General features: G+C 69.1%; 7 protein-coding genes. 2 read left to right on the top strand and 5 right to left on the bottom strand.

The features are described from left to right. Window positions 1-68: 68 nt before the first annotated feature. A complete protein-coding gene (ngcE, locus tag K4G22_RS25230; RefSeq protein ID WP_228082637.1) occupies window positions 69-1,481 on the bottom strand; it encodes an N-acetylglucosamine/diacetylchitobiose ABC transporter substrate-binding protein in 1,413 nt (470 codons plus the stop codon). Window positions 1,482-1,762: 281 nt separating this feature from the next. Continuing rightward, a complete protein-coding gene (acnA, locus tag K4G22_RS25225; protein WP_228082636.1) occupies window positions 1,763-4,483 on the bottom strand; it encodes an aconitate hydratase AcnA in 2,721 nt (906 codons plus the stop codon). 335 nt (window positions 4,484-4,818) lie between these two features. On the opposite strand from acnA, the gene K4G22_RS25220 reads away from it, so the two are divergent. Continuing rightward, window positions 4,819-5,691: an aminoglycoside phosphotransferase family protein gene (locus tag K4G22_RS25220; RefSeq protein ID WP_228084226.1), complete on the top strand. Its 873-nt coding sequence runs from the start codon at window positions 4,819-4,821 to the stop codon at window positions 5,689-5,691. Window positions 5,692-6,743: 1,052 nt separating this feature from the next. Here the strand turns inward: K4G22_RS25220 and K4G22_RS25215 are convergent. Continuing rightward, window positions 6,744-7,133, bottom strand: a complete 390-nt coding sequence (locus K4G22_RS25215; protein ID WP_228082635.1) for a GntR family transcriptional regulator — start codon at window positions 7,131-7,133, stop codon at window positions 6,744-6,746. Window position 7,134: 1 nt separating this feature from the next. After that, a complete protein-coding gene (locus K4G22_RS25210; RefSeq protein ID WP_228082634.1) occupies window positions 7,135-8,118 on the bottom strand; it encodes a DUF1648 domain-containing protein in 984 nt (327 codons plus the stop codon). 189 nt (window positions 8,119-8,307) lie between these two features. On the opposite strand from K4G22_RS25210, the gene K4G22_RS25205 reads away from it, so the two are divergent. Next, window positions 8,308-9,837 carry a helix-turn-helix domain-containing protein gene (locus tag K4G22_RS25205; RefSeq protein ID WP_228082633.1) on the top strand — a complete coding sequence of 510 codons (1,530 nt, stop codon included), beginning with the start codon at window positions 8,308-8,310 and terminating at the stop codon, window positions 9,835-9,837. 152 nt (window positions 9,838-9,989) lie between these two features. Here the strand turns inward: K4G22_RS25205 and K4G22_RS25200 are convergent, their stop codons facing one another. Next, window positions 9,990-14,930 (bottom strand): hypothetical protein, encoded by a 4,941-nt coding sequence (locus K4G22_RS25200; protein WP_228082630.1) that lies wholly within the window; start codon window positions 14,928-14,930, stop codon window positions 9,990-9,992. Window positions 14,931-15,380: the final 450 nt, after the last annotated feature.

Below are 15,380 nucleotides of genomic sequence, written 5' to 3'. Positions count from 1 at the left end.
CATCCGCCTGTTTCCTCCCTGGCGCAGCCTTTTCCTCAGCAACGTTCATGCCGCCGCCCCCTCACCGCTCAGACGTGCTGGAACTTCTGGATCGAGTCGTCTTGCGCGGTGGCGTCCGCCGCGCGCTGACAGCGGTTGATCGCCTCCTCGGGGTCGATGTCGCCGGCCATCATGGTGGCGATGGCGCCACCGACCTCCTCGTTGTTCAACTGCTTGTACCAGTCGGGCAGTCGGGGCACGATCAGGCTGTCGCCGGCGGCCTCGAAGGCCTCCTTGGCGCTGGCCAGCCCCGGCGGGAGGTCCAGATCGTCGGCCGCGCCGCGGACACAGGTCAGCGAGGAGACCAGCTCGGTGAAGTTCCTGGCCGACGCCTGCCCCAGCATGATGCGCAGGAACTCCAGGCCGCCATGGGGATTGGCGGCGTCCGCCGGGATGAAGAACGGCTCACCGGCCGAGGCCCAGAGCGTCTCGAAGGGCATGGCGTCGGACGAGTCGAGGCCGGTGGGCGGGCCGACGGCCATGTCGAAGTCCTCGGGCGTGTTGCGCCGCGACTCGTTCTCCACCCAGGAGCCGTTGGGGATGAACAGCGCGCGGTACTCGTTCCACTCGTCCTGCGACTCCTCGTGCGTCATGCCCGGGCTGCCCCGCAACACATAGCCGCGCGCCGCCAGTTCGTGGTACGCCTCGAACGCCGACTTGACCGCGTCATGGCGCCAGGCGTTGGGCTCCAGGTTGTCGATGGCGCGCATCACGTCGGCGCCGCCGATCTTGGCGATGAACGGGTAGAGGGTGAAGTTGAAGTAGTACGGGTACTGCCCGGCGTAGGTCCAGCCGGCCATGCCCTCGCGCTTCGCCGCCTCGCAGACCGCGAGCATCTCGTCCCAGGTGCGCGGGTACTCGACCCCCAGGCGATCCAGGGCGGTCCGTGAGTACCACTGGCCGTAGACGGTGAAGGCGTAGTTGAGCCGCCAGACCTCCTGGCTGCCGAACTGGCCCATCTCCACGGTGCTGGGCATCAGGGTGTCACGGATGGTCACGTTCGGATCGTCAAGGGAGGGCGCGTCCAGCAGTTCGTTCAGGTCGAGTACCTGGTCGTTGCGGATCAGCGCGGCGATGTCCATCGCGTCGGCCCCGCCGTTGTTGATCACATCGGGCGGGTCGGCCTGGACCATCCGGGGCTGGAGTCTGCTGGCGATCTCCTGGGTCTTGTCGTGCTGGACGCTTCCGTAGGTCGCCTGGTAGATCTCCTCGGCGTCCAGCGCGTACTGGTCGCCGAACCCGCCGTCGAAGATGACCACTTCGAGTTCGGCCTCGGGGTCGACACCGAACGGGTTGTCGTCGGTCTCCTCACCCCGCTCGACGGGACCGTCGTCGCCGCCGCCGCTGGCGCAGCCGGCCAGCGCGCCCACGGCGGGCACGGTGAAGAGCCCGGCGGCGGCGGAACGGGTGAGCAGAGAACGGCGGTTCAGGTTGGACCTCATGCGCAGCCTCGCCTTCCTGAGGGGAGTCGGACGGATGGCCGCCGACTGCCCGACAGGTATAGTCCACTTGACGCGTACGCGGAAGATCGTGAACGAAGATCGCCTGGAGGCTTTTCCGAGTTGAGATCTCCGCGACACACATCGAGGGCCGGCCACGTCCGAGTGATTCTCGGAACGGTGGCCGGCCCTCGCGTTGACCAGGCGCTATACCGCGCGGACGGTTGACTCGGCTGTCACTGGGGGCGCTTGGGCCCCTCAGACCCCGTCAACCTGGCGGAAACTCACTTGCGCAGCAGCGAACGCAGCACGTACTGCATGATGCCGCCGTTGCGGTAGTAGTCCGCCTCGCCCGGGGTGTCGATGCGGACCGTGGCGTCGAACTCCACGCCGCTGTCGGCGGCGACCCGGACCGTGCTCGGCACCGAGCCGTCGTTCAGCGCGGTGACCCCGGTGATGGAGAAGGTCTCCTCGCCGGTGAGGCCAAGCGACGTCGCCGTCTCGCCCTCGGGGAACTGGAGCGGCAGCACGCCCATCCCGATCAGGTTGGAGCGGTGGATACGCTCGTAGGACTCGGCGATCACGGCCCGCACGCCCAGCAGCGCGGTGCCCTTGGCCGCCCAGTCCCTGGACGAGCCCGAGCCGTACTCCTTGCCGGCCAGCACCACCAGCGGGATGCCCGCCTCCTGGTAGTTGCTTGAGGCGTCGTAGATGAACGAGACCGGAGCCTCCGGCTGGCTGAAGTCGCGGGTGTAGCCGCCCTCCGTGCCGGGGGCGATCTGGTTCCGCAGCCGGATGTTGGCGAAGGTGCCCCGGATCATCACCTCGTGGTTGCCGCGCCTGGACCCGTACGAGTTGAAGTCCCGCCGCTCGACACCGTGTTCGGTCAGGTACTTGCCGGCCGGGGTGTCCGCCTTGATGGCGCCGGCCGGCGAGATGTGGTCGGTGGTGACGGAGTCGCCGAGCTTGGCCAGCACCCGCGCCCCGGCGATGTCGACGACCGGGGAGGGGTTCTCCCGCATGCCCTCGAAGTACGGGGGCTTGCGGACATAGGTGGACTCCGGGTCCCACTCGAACGTCGAACCCGTCGGGATGGGCAGCGCGTTCCACTGGGCGTCACCGGAGAAGACGTCGGCGTAGCTCTCCCCGAACATCTCCTGCCCGATCGCCGAGGCCACGACCTCCTCGATCTCCTGCTCGCTGGGCCAGATGTCCCGCAGGTAGACCGGCTTGCCCTCGGGGTCGGCGCCGAGCGGCTCGCTGGTGATGTCCACCTTCATCGAGCCGGCGATGGCGTAGGCGACCACCAGGGGCGGGGACGCCAGATAGTTCATCTTGACGTCGGGGTTGATCCGGCCCTCGAAGTTGCGGTTCCCGGAGAGCACCGAAACCACGGCCAGATCGTGCTCGTTGACCGCCTGGGAGACCTCCTCGGGCAGCGGGCCCGAGTTGCCGATGCAGGTGGTGCAGCCGTAGCCGACCAGGTTGAAGCCCAGCTTGTCCAGGTAGGGCGTGAGGCCGGCGCGGTCGTAGTAGTCCATGACGACCTTGGAGCCCGGCGCCAGGGTGGTCTTCACCCACGGCTTCCTGGTCAGGCCGCGCTCCACCGCCTTCTTGGCGAGCAGCGCCGCGCCCACCATCACCGAGGGGTTGGAGGTGTTGGTGCAGGAAGTGATGGCGGCGACGGTGACCGCGCCGTGGTCCAACTCGAAGCTGGCGCCATCGGCGGTGGTGACGGTGACCCGCTTGGTGGGCGTCCCGTTGCTGATCGCCGGCGCGTCGGAGGCGGGGAAGGACTCCTTGCCCGCCTCGTCGGCGTCCGCGTCCGGCACATAGGCGCGCACGTCGTCGGCGAACTTGGCGGCGGCCTCGGCCAGCACGATGCGGTCCTGGGGCCGCTTGGGGCCGGCGATGGACGGCACGACCGTGGCCAGGTCCAGCTCCAGGTACTCGCTGAACTCCGGCTCGTGCGAAGCGTCCAGCCAGAGGCCCTGCTCCCTGGCGTACGACTCGACGAGCGCCAGCTGCTGGGCGTCGCGGCCGGTCAGGCGCAGATAGTTGATGGTCTCCCCGTCGATCGGGAAGATGGCGGCCGTGGAGCCGAACTCCGGCGACATGTTGCCGATGGTGGCCCGGTTGGCCAGCGGGATCGAGCCCACGCCCTCGCCGTAGAACTCGACGAACTTCCCGACGACGCCGTGCTTGCGCAGCATCTCGGTGATGGTGAGCACCAGGTCCGTCGCGGTGGTGCCGGTGGGCAGCTCGCCGGTGAGCTTGAAGCCCACCACGCGCGGGATCAGCATGGAGACCGGCTGGCCGAGCATCGCGGCCTCCGCCTCGATGCCGCCGACGCCCCAGCCCAGCACGCCGAGACCGTTGACCATGGTGGTGTGCGAGTCCGTGCCGACCAGCGTGTCGGGGTACGCCTGCCCGTTGCGGACCATCACCGTGCGGGCCAGGTGTTCGATGTTCACCTGATGCACGATGCCGGTGCCGGGCGGCACCACCTTGAACTCGTCGAACGCGGTCTGGCCCCAGCGCAGGAACTGGTAGCGCTCGCGGTTGCGGCCGTACTCCAGCTCCACGTTCTGCTGGAAGGCGTTGGCGGTGCCGAACTTGTCGGCGATCACCGAGTGGTCGATGACCAACTCGGCGGGGGCGAGCGGGTTGATGCGCGCCGGGTCGCCGCCCAGCTCGCGCACCGCCTCACGCATGGTGGCGAGATCCACCACACAGGGCACGCCCGTGAAGTCCTGCATGATCACCCGCGCCGGCGTGAACTGGATCTCGCGGCTGGGCTGTGCGCTGGCATCCCAACCGGCCAGGGCCCGGATGTGATCGGCGGTGATGTTCGCCCCGTCCTCGGTACGGAGCAGGTTCTCCAGCAGCACCTTCAGGCTGTACGGCAGGCGGGCGGCGCCCTCCACCTTGTCCAGCCGGAAAATCTCGTACGACTCGTCGCCCACCCGCAGGGTGCTGCGAGCGTCGAAGCTGTTCGCCGACACGACTGTCTCCTTCACCACATGATTTCGCGCGTTCTACCGCAATCCTGCCGTGCGCACCGGGCCACCACTCGCTAAGGGAACCCTAAGTAGTCCCCGTGCAACGAGAGCGCCGACAGGCTGCTTCCGGCTTTCCGCCGTCCAAGATATCTCGATGTCGAGATAACTCTACCGCATCCGGTCCGGGGGGCGGGTGCGGCGGCGGCGCCGGTGGTAGACGGAGGCGAGAGCCGGCGGCGGTGGGCCGCGAGCTCCACGAGGGGCCCGGCCGGGGAAAGGCGGTGGACAGGACGCCTGGGAACGGGAAACTGGCAGGTGTGGAAGGACAGTTGGTGGATGTGGCGAGCGTGACCACGCGGCTGGTCGGCCGGTTCGGCCCCGGCGTCGCCGCGTGGTGCGCCGAGGCACCGCGCCTGATCGCACGGCTCGCCTCCCGTTGGGGCCTGACCCTCGGTGCGCCGCTCCCCGACGGCGCCTCGTCCGTCACGCTGCGCTGCCGATGGCCCGACGGCACGCCCGCCGTGCTCAAGCTCAGCCCGGAACGGGCCCTGCTGGTCGAGCAGACCGGGATGTTGGAACGCTTCGCCGCGTCGGGCCGGGTGCCCGCCGTGCTGGCCCTGGACGAGGAGGCGGGCGCCATGGTGCTGACGGAGATCGTGCCCGGAACGCCGGCCGAGCACCTGCCCGCCGCGTCGCTGCCGGCACGGTGGGCGGAGCTGCTCGCCGCGCTGCACGACGTCCCGCCACCGGCGCGGCCGACGCGGACGCTGCGGGGCCGCATGGACGAGTCCTTCGCCCGGGTCGGCCGGCGGCTGTCCGATCCCGCGATCGGCGCCCGGCTCGACGCCGCCGCGTGGGAACGGGCCATCCGGCGGTGTGGGCGGCTGCTGGACACGGCGCCGACCACCGTGCTGCTCCATGGCGACCTGCACCTGGGCAATGTGCTCGACGGTGGCGCGGAGCGGGGGCTGATGGCCATCGATCCGAAGGCGTGCGTGGGCGATCCCTGCTTCGACGCGGTGGACTACGTGGTGGCCGGCGCCGGTCTTGAGGGCGTCGAGGCCCGCTGCGCGCGGGTCGCGACGGCGTGCGGACTCGACGGCGACCGGCTCCACGCCTGGAGCCGGGTGATCGCCCCCTTCGCGGCCGTCGCCCACCTCGGCGGCGACGGCCCCGAGCCGACGATCGCCGAACTGCTGGCCCTGACCTGACACCACGCGGGGCCCGGCGCGGAGCCCGGCGCGGAGCGCCGGGGAGGGCGGAGGCGCGGGGCCCGGCGCCCAGCGCCGGGGAGGGCGGAGGCGCGGAGCCCGGCGCGCAGCGCCGGACGCAGGGGCGCGGGGCCCGGCGCCCAGCGCCGGGGAGGGCAGCGGCACGCCGCGCCGGACGCGGGGCGCCACTCGGGCGCCAAGCCCAGGAACGCGACGCGCCGCTGGGGTGGCTAGCCCGGGAGGGCGGCGGCTCAACAACCCACCGGACCGGGGCGCCGCCAGGCGCGGGGCGCCGCCGGCCGTGACAGACGCGGGAGGGCGGAGGCGCGACGCGGCGCTGGGACGACGAGCCCGGGAACGCACAAGCTCAACAACCCACTGGCGCAGGGGCGCCGCCAGGCGCAGGGCGCCGCTGGGGCGAGCAAGCCCAGGAACACGACGCGCCGCTGGAGTGGCGAGCCCGGGAGGGCGGCGGCTCAACAACCCACCGGACCGGGGCGCCGCCAGGCGCGGAGCGCCGCCGGCCGTGACAGACGCGGGAGGGCGGAGGCGCGACGCGCCGCTGGGATGGCGAACCCGGAAGGGGGGCGGCTCAACAACCCACCGGACCGGGGCGCCGCCAGGCGCGGGGCGCCGCCGGCCGTGACAGACGCGGGAGGGCGGAGGCGCGACGCGGCGCTGGGACGACGAGCCCGGGAACGCACAAGCTCAACAACCCACTGGCGCAGGCCGCCGCCAGGCGCAGGGCGCCGCTGGAGTGGCGAGCCCGGAGGGGGTGGCGGCTCAACAACCCACTGGCGCAGGGGCGCCGCCAGCCGCGAGGAGCGTGGGAGGGCGGAAGCTCGGTGAGCTGAATCAACCCGGTGCTCGCGGTGTGCCGTTAGCCGGTGGTCCCGCGCGGGTGGCCAGGTGACCGCACTCGTCTGCCCGGCGGCCCACTGCCCGAGCGGGCCTGCGGCCCGGGCCGCAGGCCCGACGCCCAAAGCCGGCGCGGCCGGCGGCGGCGCCCCGCGGTCCCCGCCGGAGGCGTCCGGCGGGGGGCGTCGGACCGGTCAGATGTCCTCGGCCGGTCTGGGGGTGGCGTGGGCCGGGAGTTGGGTCTCCACCAGGTGGAGGATCTCGTGGTCGCCGAGGCCCTGCTGGCGGGCCTCGGCGACCAACTCGGCGGCGAGGCCCACCAGACGGGCGCGGCGGGGCGCGTCCGTGCGCCCGGTGATCACCGTGCCGCGCCCCCGGCGCACCTCCACCAGGCCCTCGTCCCGCAGGCGTTGGTAACCCCGCAGCACCGTGTGGACGTTGATCCCGAGGGAGCTGGCCAGCGAACGGGCCGGCGGCAGCCGCTCCCCCGCGGTGGCGGTGCCGTCCGCGATGGCGCCCCGCACACAGCCGGCGATCTGTTCGCCCAGCGGGACGGGCGAGTCGGGCGTGACCCGGAACAACATCTCAGACCGCACCCCCACGCCGGCGTTCCGCCAGCCCGTTGAGCAGCGCGGCGGCCGTCTCGGCGTCGTCGACGGTGACCACGAACGCCCGGCCGTCCGCCAGCCGCACCGAGAGCGCCTCCCCCGAGCGCAGCACAAGACCGGAGGCGCCGGCGCGCACCCGGTACCCCCAGCCGCCGAAGTCGGCGACCGGCCTGACCTGCCGGACGCTCGCGTCCACCACCCGCTCCATCGGCACCGAGACCCGGGGCCTGGGCAGCAGCGGCAGATCCACCAGCACACCCCGCTCGGAGACGGTGACCCGGGCGGCGGCGCAGGCGCCGACCAGCACCGCGATCACCAGCACCGCGACCATCGACACGACGAATCCGGGCCCCCAGTCCCCCATCGCCAGCGGCACCACGCCGGCCAGCGCCGCGAGGACGGCCCCCGCGACCAGCGCGCGCGAGCCGACCGAGCGGCTCCAGACGGCGTTCTCGCCGTCGCGCAGCGGCATCGCGGGGACCGGGGTCTCGGCCGCGTCGGCCCACGGCGCGCCCTCGTTCGACGCACCGCCCCGACCCGCCAGGAGCCAGGCTCCCCAGCCGACCAGGGCCGCGAGGCCGAAGATCAACGGCAGCCACCACAGCGGCGTCTCGGCCGCCGCCGGGTCCGTCAGGTCGGCGTTGACGATCAGCGTGCGGGTGAGCAGGACGCCGGTGACGGTGGCGACCGCGGCTCCGACAGCGACCAGCGGCCTGGGCGGCGCGAAGCGGCCGAGCCGCACGGACAGGACCATCACAAGGCCCGTGAGCACCAGGGTGGCCAGGCCGCCGATCACCGCGAGATCGCGGGAGACGAAGCCGTCCGCCGTGCCGGAGCCGTCGAAGTGGGTCGCCACCCGGTCCGGCAGTCGGTCGTAGAGGCGGATCGCGGTGATGAGGTAGGCGGTGGAGGCCACCGCGAAGGGCACGGCCACCAGGCCGATGTCTCTGGCTCTGCTCATGTGCTCTCCCCTGACTCGCCGGCGCCCGTCCCGGCCGAACCACCGAAACCAGCCCCGCCGTTCGCAGCCGCTCACAACAGTTGTTCGCATTCAATGAGAACAAGTAGAACATACGAGATGCCGGCGTGTCACCACCCGAATGGAGCACCCGGGGAGGAGCAATCTCATATGTGAGATAGGCTCGTACTCATGATCGATGACTACCTGGCCCGCATCGGACAGCTCATTCGGGACGCACGCCAACATCGTGGCCTGACACAGTCCCAGCTCGCGGAGGCGCTCAGCACCAGCCAGAGCGCGGTGAACCGTATCGAACGGGGAAACCAGAACATCAGCCTTGAGATGATCGCCCGAATCGGCGAGGCGCTCGACAGCGAGATCGTCTCGCTGGGTTACGCCGGTCCGATGCATCTGCGCGTCGTCGGCGGCAGACGGCTGCACGGCAGCATCGATGTCAAGACCAGTAAGAACGCGTGCGTGGCGCTGTTGTGCGGCAGTCTCCTCAACTCGGGCCGCACCGTGCTGCGTCGCGTCGCCAGGATCGAGGAGGTCTTCCGCATCCTGGAGGTGCTCAACTCGGTCGGCGTGCGCACCCGTTGGATCAACGAGGGCGCCGACCTGGAGATCGTGCCGCCGGCGGAGCTCGACCTGGACGCGATCGACCAGGACGCGGCCCGGCGCACCAGGAGCATCATCATGTTCCTCGGCCCGCTGCTGCACCGGATGGACCGGTTCAAGATCCCCTACGCCGGCGGCTGCGACCTCGGCACCCGCACGGTCGAACCGCACATGATGGCGCTGCGCCGATTCGGCCTCGAAGTCACCGCGACCGACGGCGTCTACCACGCGACGGTCAACCCGGAGACGAGCCTGGACCGCCCGATCGTGCTGACCGAACGCGGCGACACCGTCACGGAGAACGCGCTGCTGGCCGCCGCGCGGCACGATGGCACCACGGTGATCCGCAATGCCTCGTCCAACTACATGGTTCAGGATCTGTGCTTCTTCCTTGAGCAACTGGGCGTGGCCATCGAGGGCGTGGGCACCACCACGCTCACCGTGCACGGCGTGCCCGAGATCGACCGCGATGTGGACTACTCCCCGTCCGAGGACCCGGTCGAGGCGATGAGCCTGATCGCCGCCGCCGTGGTCACCGAGTCCGAACTGACCATCCGCCGGGTGCCGATGGAGTTCCTGGAGATCGAGCTCGCGGTCCTGGAGGGCATGGGCCTCGACCACGACCTCGGCCCCGAGTACAAGGCGGACAACGGCCGCACCCGGCTGGCGGACCTGACGGTGCGGCCCTCCAAGCTGGAGGCGCCGATCGACAAGATCCACCCGATGCCGTTCCCCGGCCTCAACATCGACAACGCCCCGTTCTTCGCGGCGATCGCGGCCACCGCGCATGGCTCGACCATGATCCACGACTGGGTCTACGACAACCGCGCCATCTATCTCACCGACCTCAACCGCCTCGGCGGCCGACTCCAACTCCTGGACCCGCACCGGGTGTTGGTCGAAGGCCCCACCCGCTGGCGGGCGGCCGAGATGATGTGCCCGCCGGCCCTGCGCCCCGCCGTGGTCGTGCTGCTGGCGATGATGGCCGCCGAGGGCACCTCGGTGCTGCGCAACGTCTATGTGATCAACCGGGGTTACGAGGACCTGGCCGAACGGCTGAACTCCGTCGGCGCCCAGATCGAGACCTTCCGCGACATCTGACCGGCCCGACGCCCCCGCGCCCCCTCCGACGCCGTGGAGACGGCAGGGCGGAGGGGGCGCGGTGGCGTCTCTGGCGGGCGGCCGGCTGAACGAAGCGGGGCATCGCGGCCCGGGGCCGGTGCCGACGGTGCGGGCGCCGGCCCCGGGTGGGGTCATGCCCGGGAGTCCAGATTCCCCAGGATGAGGAGGTCTCCTGGAGCGTAGGCGGTTTTCAGGACGAGGTTCTTGCCGGCGGGGAAGAGGAGGTTCTGGAGGGCGAAGACAGATGCCTCGTTGAAGGAGATGTTCTCAACGGCGTCCTTGACCTTGTTCGGCAGCAGCGTGCGCAGCTGCCCGGCGAGGTGGTTCTTCACGTCCGCCTCACCCGCAGAACAGCTGTTCTCGCTCTGTAGGTTGTGGATCTGGATGCTGGGGGTAACGGTCGCGTTACCGATCTTGATCCCTTGGTCAGGCGGATCGGTGACGGTGATCGAGTAGACCGCCGTGGCGGTGAGGGTCGCCTTCACCGTGGCCTTCGTCCAGAGGCGTTCCGGATCGCAACCGTGTTCATAGTGGCAGCCGTAGTACATGAATTCGATCGGATACTCCTCCATCTCCAGCCTGGCAACCAGATTCCCCTGCTCCTGCCGTTGGAAGTGGAAGTCGGACAGGGTGATGTTGGCGGCGTTCCGGTTCTCCTTGCTGAAGAGGAAGTGGAAGGTAACCTCACCATTGAAGTTCATCCAGCGCCTCGGCCATTCGATGTCTCCGGAGAGGGTGCCGCGAATCCTGGTCCGCCACGCCTTGTTCCCTTCGGTGGGGGCCATCGGTTCGGTCCAGAGGTTCGGGGAGTTGAAGCCCTTGCCGACGATGTCGCGGAACAGGATCTCGCTGTTGATGAGGAGTGCGGCGTCGCTGCCTTCGGGCAGCGGTTCCGTGATGGCGAGTGTCGGGTCCAGATCCGCCCTTCCCTCCGTGGCGATGAAGACGAAGAGGACGTCCTTCTTTTCGCTGGTCTCCTTCGCCGTCACCTTGAAGGCGGTCGGCTTGAGGGAATCGTAAGTCGAGATCTTGGTGAGGTCGATGGTGTTGATGTGGTACTCGACATCGTTCTGGTAGTAGGCGTTCTTGATGGCCAGATTGGCGCCCTCCAGATTGTCGAGTTCGAGGTTCTCGGCGCGAAACTCCCCCTTCTTGACAACGAGGGCCACCGCCTTGGTGCCGCCCTGCGTGTTGACCTTCCCCGTGAGGACCTCAAACGGGACGGTTCCCTTGATCCTCGGCTTCTTCAGCGGGTCGATGGGCTTTGGCTTCTTGCTCCAGGTGACGTCGTTTTCGTTGAACGGGTCCTGCTTCCAGTCCCACTCCTCCGAAACCTTCTTGCTCCCGGTGGTGACGGAGCCGGAGCGAACGTTCTGAGTGAAGATGGCGCTGGCCTTCTGCCCGTTGTCGAAAGTGACCTCGGGTTTTTCGAGCTTCATGACGACCTTGATGGCCTCTCCATACAATTCGTCGTCGTGTTCATGCATGTAGCCGCTCCAGCCGGCGAATTCGAAGTCCATCTCACCGCCCGGATGGTCCGTGGCGTACAGCTTCTCCAGGATCTTGTTGACCTGGACGCGGTCCATGCAGAGGACGGCGTCCCAGCCGTTGAGCGCGCTCTGGACACGGTAGATGTCCTGGACGAGGCCGTTCTCGCTCATGCCTGGTGCCATCCCGGCGACCCGGGCGACCTGCTGGTCGGCGAGTTCGAGCAGGTCGGTATCGGCGACCGTCGGGGTGGGCCGCTGAGCTTCGATCCAGAAGTCGAGTTCGATGTCGACGGTGCTCTGGTCGAACTCAAGGTTCTTGTTGGCCGGGTCGTCGGGAAGGCTGATCTTCCAGGTGCTGAACGGGGTGACGCGGGTGATCTTGTCCACGAGCGGACCTGGCTGGTCGCCAAAGGTCAGCTTGTTGGTGCCACGGTCGTACCGGAAGGGCCCCAGGATGCGCGGGACCGTGCTGAACGCGAAAGAAGTGCCCTTCTTGTCGCGGTCCCGGAAGGGGTTGCCCTGGTAGGTCAGGGCAATGATGTGGCTGCCCTCCCCCTTCTTGATGCCCTTGATCCGGGCGACAACCTTGTCGACCCGGACGACGGTGTACTCGCCGAACCGGTAGTCGTCCAGCGGGATCTCGAACTCCCACTCCTTCTTGTACAGGGCGGCATGGGGAACCTCCCTGACGGCGAAGGTGATCGGCTCCCGCACCTTCTGGGGCAGCGGCTGGAGGTTCTGAATGCCCTTGAGGATGCTCCTCTGCTGCTCAACCATGGTGTCCAGCAGGGCGTTCAAGGTGAAGTTCCTGATCGGCTGGGGCTCGCCGAGGTACTCGTACTGGATGGCCGCGTCCTGGGTCTGGAGGGTCTGCCCCAGTGCGGTGAGGGCGTGCTTGACGCGCAGCTCCGCCTCGCCGGTCAGGCCGATGAGGTCGACGCCGTCGAGCTCTGGGGCCTCGGTGTCATCCAGGTGCAGCTTGCCGAACAGATCGTCCAGCCGCTTGTGTTGCCGGTCGCCGAGGTCCTTCTTCAGGAGGGCGGCGTCGATCTCCATCTGGAGTTGGGAGAGATGGGCCTGGGCCTCGATCCACGCCTTGCCGCGCAGGGTCAGGATCGCGAAGGCCGCCGTCAGATCGGCGCCGTGCTGCCGCAGTTCCTCAAGGTTGTTCAGGGGTTCCAGCGCGTTGGAGAAGGTGGTCTTGAACTCCTCCCACTCGGCCGACGTGGGCATCCGCAGGTCGCCGCTGAGGCCCTTCATGCGCTCGTGCACGTCCTTGATGTCACTGAGCTGGCCGTACAGCTTGCCGGAGATCTCGCCCAGGGCCTTCAGAACGGCCTGCAGCCGCTTGAGGTTCTTCGCCATCGTGGAGAGCTTGTTGGCCGCGTCGGACGCGCCCGCGCCGGCGCTCCTGATGTCGCCGACGGCCGAGAAAACGATCTTGGCGATCTCGATGCTGAAGGTCACCCACTTCATCTCCTCCATGGCCTTGATCTTGGCGTGGAGAGCGTTGACCTGGGTGCCGACCTCGGCGACCTGCTGTTCGACGGACGCCTGAAGGTTCAGGACGTCCACCCCGGTGGCCTTGTAGTCGTTCTGCTTCTGCTCGATGATCCGCCGGTGCTGCTGGCTCAGGTCTTCCTCGTGCTCCTTCAGAGCGCCGATGTAGTCCCGCAGAAGCGTGCCGGTGGCCTTGATGTTCTTGTTGATCGTCTCCTGGTTCTTCGCCGCCAGTTCCTCCGCACGGCGGGCCGCGAGCTTGTTCTCCAGGTTCCGCACCTCCCCCTTGAGGTGCTCCGCCGAGTTGAGAAGCCCTGCGACCAGGTCCCTGTAGGAGTCGTACTTGAAGTAGGACACCTCGACGGCCGGCGTCAGGAACTCCGAGGCGGCCCGAGCCAGATACAGCGCGCGGGATCGCACCGCCAGCAGCTCACGGCTCTCGGTGTCGGCGGGGATGATGCCGGCCAGCCACTCAAGGAAAGCCCGGCCGAGCGGGTGCGACGTGGAAGCGTGCTCGCCACGTGACTGGAGCAGCGATTCGGCGGCCACCAACGCGCACTGGGTGCTGTTGGCCAGCGAGTCGACGAGCTGAGCCGACGGGCGGGTCAGCACGGCCGTCTCGACGTTCACCAGGTAGCGGCCGGTGGTCGGGTCGGGTTCGCCGGGGGTGGAGAGGCGCAGGCCGTCCACCAACACCTGGCGCTGCGGGGCGGCGGGGCCGCTCTCGATGCCCAGGCCGCCGGACATGCGGCCGGCATGGATCTCGACTGCGGCCGAGGCCGGGACGCGCACCACCGGCAGGGTGGTCTCGGATCCGGTGTCGATGATGTGGGAGACCAGCCGCACCTTCTCCGTGCCCGGCAGTTCGACGGTGCCCGAGGCTTCCATGACGTGGGCCATCGCGGTCAGCGACTTCACCCCTTTGGGCTGGCCCACCCGGATGCGGGAGAGGTTGAGGCGTTCCTGGTAGACGTCCACGGTCGGGGTGCCCAGGGTCGAGAGCAACGCCCCGCCCGGTGCCGGGTAGACGTCCTTCCAGTCCGGCTCGGGGCCGGCCAGCGCCAGGCGCACCCCGGGGCTGTACTTCTGTAGCAACCCGCCCCGTGTCATCCGGTTCACGGAAGCGGCGACCCTGGGGTCGCGGCAGAGGGTGTCGATACCGGTCAGCGTGACACCGATGGGCACCACCTTCCGCAGGCCGCTGGCCTTGGGCCCGCCGGATAGATAGGCGGCGAAGATGCTCTGGTTGGCCTGCGCGTACTCGTCGTCGATCCACTCCCCCCGCTCGACGCTTCTGGTCAGCTCCGGGTCCCGGCTCACGGCCGAGATGGCGCCGTACCGCTCCACCATCACCGGCCCGTTGGGGCCTCCCGTGTGGGGCAGGGTGTACTCCCTCATCTGCCAGGCGTCCTGGCCGCTGATCTCCTCGGCACCGTCGGCGAGCGCGGCGAAGCCCTTGGCGACCTTCTCCTGGAAGGTGGTCCGGCTGTACGCGAAGACCTGGTAGATGACGTCGCCGCGCGTGATCCTGGAGACGAAGTGCGTCCCGAAGCGGTAGGAGAAGTCCAGGTACGCCCTGGCGTTCTCCACGGAGGACCGCGTGCCAGCCACGGGCAGCGCGGCGATCTCCTTCCGTCCCTCCTCGGTGAGGTAGTGGGCCGGGTCGCCGCCCTGGGTCACCAGGGGGTGCTCGGCTGTGCTGGTCTCGCGCACGATCCGCGCCAGCAGGTAGCCGTGCTGCTCGTCCAAGCTGACGCCCAGCCGCCTGCCCAGGGTTTCAGCGGCGCTCTTCGCGTCCGCGTCTCCCAACACCAGGGGCCCCGCGGGCACCTTCCCACGCCCGTCCATGCCCAGAACGACGTCGCAGCCGTACAGCGTGCTCACCAGGCTCGCCGCGTCCGGATGCACCGTGACGTACATCCCGTGCCATTTGTTGTCTCCCACCACCGGATTCGGATCCACGGCCACCGTGGCCGCCTTCTCCGGCGAGAAGAACGGATGTCCGACCGGATCCGTGTGATCCCACGGCCGGTATCCGAACAACAGATTTACGCTGTCTCCGATATGAAGTTCGCTCGACACCTGCGTCCCATTCTGAGGTGGAAATTCCCAACTGAGCGCAACACGGTACAGAGGTAATTTCCCTGCGGGCAAGCCAGCGCTGGGCGAATCGTCTTTCGGCTATGCGGAGACCTCACGAATTCGAAGGCTGTTTCGAGACTTTCCATGCGGGCTCTCCCTCAGCAGTTCAACGCCCACCCACGCTCCGCACCCGCCCAGGCCACGGACACCCGGTTGCCCCCGGCGCGGACACCAGAGCCAGGCTCACCTCGGTCGGCCCGGTCCAGGTGCCGCGTCAACCACCGTGCTCTACCCCGCGAAAACCGCCGACCACGGACCTCTTTGGCCAGGCCGTCAGGGGTGCGGTGGGGGCTCACGTCAACGATCGGCACGAACCTGATAGCCGACGTTTCGACGCGCGGCTATTCCGGTAGTTACACGGTGCATCTGATCAGGGCCGGGAGAACACTG

The sequence above is a fragment of the Streptomyces profundus genome, from assembly GCF_020740535.1.
GTDB classification, from domain to species: Bacteria; Actinomycetota; Actinomycetes; order Streptomycetales; family Streptomycetaceae; genus Streptomyces; species Streptomyces profundus.
Note: the sequence above shows the minus strand (reverse complement) of the source record. Positions and strands in the feature narration are given on the sequence as shown.

Bases quoted from the DNA above. Each gene is read 5' to 3' on its own strand.
- K4G22_RS25210 (WP_228082634.1), bottom strand. From the start codon at position 8,118: ATGAGCAGAGCCAGAGACATCGGCCTGGTGGCCGTGCCCTTCGCGGTG.
- K4G22_RS25215 (WP_228082635.1), bottom strand. From the start codon at position 7,133: ATGTTGTTCCGGGTCACGCCCGACTCGCCCGTCCCGCTGGGCGAACAG.
- ngcE (WP_228082637.1), bottom strand. From the start codon at position 1,481: ATGAGGTCCAACCTGAACCGCCGTTCTCTGCTCACCCGTTCCGCCGCC.
- K4G22_RS25205 (WP_228082633.1), top strand. From the start codon at position 8,308: ATGATCGATGACTACCTGGCCCGCATCGGACAGCTCATTCGGGACGCA.